This window comes from Vibrio sp. V43_P6S15P86 (assembly GCF_009904725.1).
GTDB lineage: Bacteria > Pseudomonadota > Gammaproteobacteria > Enterobacterales > Vibrionaceae > Vibrio > Vibrio diabolicus.
Genome location: NZ_WXWT01000294.1, coordinates 1 through 2,956, shown reverse-complemented (window position 1 = coordinate 2,956; position 2,956 = coordinate 1). Strand labels below are relative to the sequence as shown.

Below are 2,956 nucleotides of genomic sequence, written 5' to 3'. Positions count from 1 at the left end.
CTCGGAGTTATGGCAACCAGAGATATGAAACCTCTGATAGCTTTGCGGTGTAAAATACTTAATATTTGTACTGGAATCCAGACTTGAGTGATAAAAAACTCTCTAGAGACACAATTTACCGCTAAGTGAGTACCTTTCAAGCACTCCTTAAGATAAATTGTAGCCGTTTTTTAAAAGATTATTAGAAGAACGTAATGAATATCTACACGGATAAAAAAGTGGTCGCTGTTGGCGGTGGTCATGGCTTAGGTCGAATGTTGGCCGCACTACGGGATTTTGGCGGCAATGCAACTGGCATTGTCGCCACAACAGACAATGGTGGCTCAACAGGAAGAATTCGTCACTGCCAAGGTGGAATCGCCTGGGGCGACACACGGAACTGCATTAATCAGCTGATCACAGAGCCGTCGATCAGTTCAATGATGTTTGAATATCGCTTCAAAGGTACTGGCGAGCTTGATGGTCATAACCTCGGTAACTTGATGCTCACAGCGCTCGATAACTTATCGGTCAGACCGTTAGATGCCATCAATCTGATTCGAAACATGTTAAAAGTCGACGTTAACATTCTTCCTATGTCTGAACACCCTTCCGATCTTTCCGCGTTATCCGTGGATGGAAAGTGGGTCACGGGAGAAACGAATGTAGACGAGATGGACACCGATTTACGCCGTCTCGATCTATCACCAGAAGTTCCTGCAACTAAAGAAGCAGTGACTGCACTGGCAGAAGCAGACGCTATTATTCTTGGTCCTGGCAGCTTTTTAACCAGCATCATGCCTCCTTTGCTGTTGCCTGAGCTCGGCAAAGCCATTGCCGCCAATGAGAAAGCAAAAGTCATTTTCGTTGCCAACTTGAGCCCGGAGTACGGCCCAGCCGGACGAATGACCATGGCACAAAAATTAGAATGGTGTGAGCGTGCCTGCCAAGGTAGGAAGATAGACGTGGTTCTAGCAGAGGAAACCGAGCAAGAAGTCTTGAGCCAGTGGAATGTAGTGACGGAATCGTTAGCTTCGTCGAACCGAGATTGGCGTCACGACCGAGATAAACTCAAGCTCGCTATTGAAAGCCAGCTAAGGCTTTCGATTTAAAAAAACGCCCTCTAAAGCTAGGGGATAGCTTCAAGTTTACTCGCTGTCAACAATGAAAAAACCCTTCACGTACGTGAAGGGTTTTGTGTAAGAGCCTCATCAGAACAATGCATTACTGCTGCCAATCACGATAAGCGTCGCGTGTTTCGTGCAAAAGATCGAACATCGTTTTTAACTCGTCTGACTCTTCAGCTAACTCACCTGCTTTGGCTTTTTTATCTATCGACATCGCCAATTGACAAAGACGGTCTGCTCCAAAGCTCGCTGCACTGCTTTTTAACGCGTGACTGATTTCTTTTAGGTAACGCAATCGCTCTGTCCCTTGAAACTGAGATAAATTCTCGATGTAGGTATCCATCTCCCCTAAGAAAATATCGAGTAAAACAGGAACATTATCACTGCCAATCTCCATCGACAGTTCATCGATTTTTTGCTGATTTAATACATTCACACTCATACTTTTTGCCGCTCTTCCTTGCCATTCCAAGCCTGTAACTTGCGGTAAATCGTCGACGGACTGACATCAAGGTATCCCGCCGCTCGGGGGATATTGCCATCACACGCTTCAATCGCTTGCTCTATCGCCATTTTTTCTGTCATCCACAACGGCATAATCTCAGACGCAGTCATCACTTTCGGCTCAATGAATTTCGCCACAGAAGACGGACGGTCAAGCGGTTGATTCAGCGGTGGCGGTAACATATCCAACGTGATTTCTTTACCGTTGTTAAGAACAACGATATTGCGCAGCACGTTTTGTAACTGACGAACGTTGCCAGGCCACTCATAGCTATTAAATCGGTCGATTACATCAGGCGCAAAACGTACGAAGCTTTTTCCTTCTTCGTGCGACATATAGCCTAACAGTGAGTATGCAATTTCAATGACATCTTCACCTCGTTCACGTAAAGGCGGCAAATGCAAAGGAATGACATACAAACGATAGTACAAATCTTCACGGAATCGACCTTCTTGTACCTCTTTCCATGGGTCACGGTTAGTTGCACAAACAAAGCGAACATCCACGCTCTTCATTTTTGATGAGCCCACTTTTTGGAACGTGCCAGTTTGAATAAATCGCAGCAATTTGGTTTGCAAATCTAAGTCCATCTCACACAGTTCATCAAGGAAAAGTGTGCCACCATCCGCTAATTCCGCTGCACCCTGACGATCATTTGCTGCGCCAGTAAAAGCACCTTTCACGTGACCAAACAGCTCACTCTCAATCAAATCTTTTGGAATTGCAGCACAGTTAATCGCAATAAAAGGCTTGTCACCACGCTTGCTTGCCGCATGGATTGCCTCGGCACATACCTCTTTACCCGTACCACTTTCACCAGTGATGAAGATACTCGCTTTACTGCTCGCTGCTGAATCAATCGTGCGGTAAACCTGTTGCATTGTTTGACTACTGCCAATAAAGCCTTGATAACTTTGATTTCCCGGGTTATCAGCCTCGTTTTTTAGCTTAGTCGCTTTACGAATCGCATTGTTAACCGTGACACGTAAACGGTCTGCTTCACACGGTTTGATCAAAAAGTCTTGAGAGCCATGACGCATTGCTTCTACCGCGGTATCGATAGAACCGTGAGCGGTCATAAAAATAATAGGTACGTCTGGATGACTCTTTTTTACAGCGTGTAAAACGTCCATCCCCGTCATATCTGGCAGACGAAGATCGAGCAGAATAAGATCTGGAATTCTATGGTTGAGACTTTCAATGGCATCCCTACCTGTACCGACAATATTGATATCTATACCAAGCGGTGTCAGGTATGAGCGGTACAGTGCCGCAACGGATGCGGTATCCTCAACCATTAAAAGGTAACGAGATTTAGGACCTTCAGATTTTTGTTGCATAACCT

General features: G+C 45.4%; 3 protein-coding genes. 1 reads left to right on the top strand and 2 read right to left on the bottom strand.

What is annotated here, in order from left to right:
- Positions 1-194 precede the first annotated feature (194 nt).
- Positions 195-1,091 (top strand): YvcK family protein, encoded by an 897-nt coding sequence (locus CAG69_RS13085; RefSeq protein WP_006742807.1) that lies wholly within the window; start codon positions 195-197, stop codon positions 1,089-1,091.
- Between the two features lie 112 nt (positions 1,092-1,203).
- Here the strand turns inward: CAG69_RS13085 and luxU are convergent, their stop codons facing one another.
- Together luxU and luxO are read right to left on the bottom strand one after the other, a co-directional pair.
- Positions 1,204-1,548: a quorum-sensing phosphorelay protein LuxU gene (luxU, locus tag CAG69_RS13080; RefSeq protein ID WP_012841577.1), complete on the bottom strand. Its 345-nt coding sequence runs from the start codon at positions 1,546-1,548 to the stop codon at positions 1,204-1,206.
- Complete coding sequence (gene luxO / locus CAG69_RS13075; RefSeq protein WP_005396653.1) at positions 1,545-2,951, bottom strand: quorum-sensing sigma-54 dependent transcriptional regulator LuxO; 1,407 nt, start codon at positions 2,949-2,951, stop codon at positions 1,545-1,547. Before luxO ends, luxU begins: the two co-directional genes overlap by 4 nt.
- Positions 2,952-2,956: the final 5 nt, after the last annotated feature.

Coding starts and splice junctions, on each gene's coding strand:
- CAG69_RS13085 (WP_006742807.1), top strand. CDS start 195: ATGAATATCTACACGGATAAAAAAGTGGTCGCTGTTGGCGGTGGTCAT.
- luxU (WP_012841577.1), bottom strand. CDS start 1,548: ATGAGTGTGAATGTATTAAATCAGCAAAAAATCGATGAACTGTCGATG.
- luxO (WP_005396653.1), bottom strand. CDS start 2,951: ATGCAACAAAAATCTGAAGGTCCTAAATCTCGTTACCTTTTAATGGTT.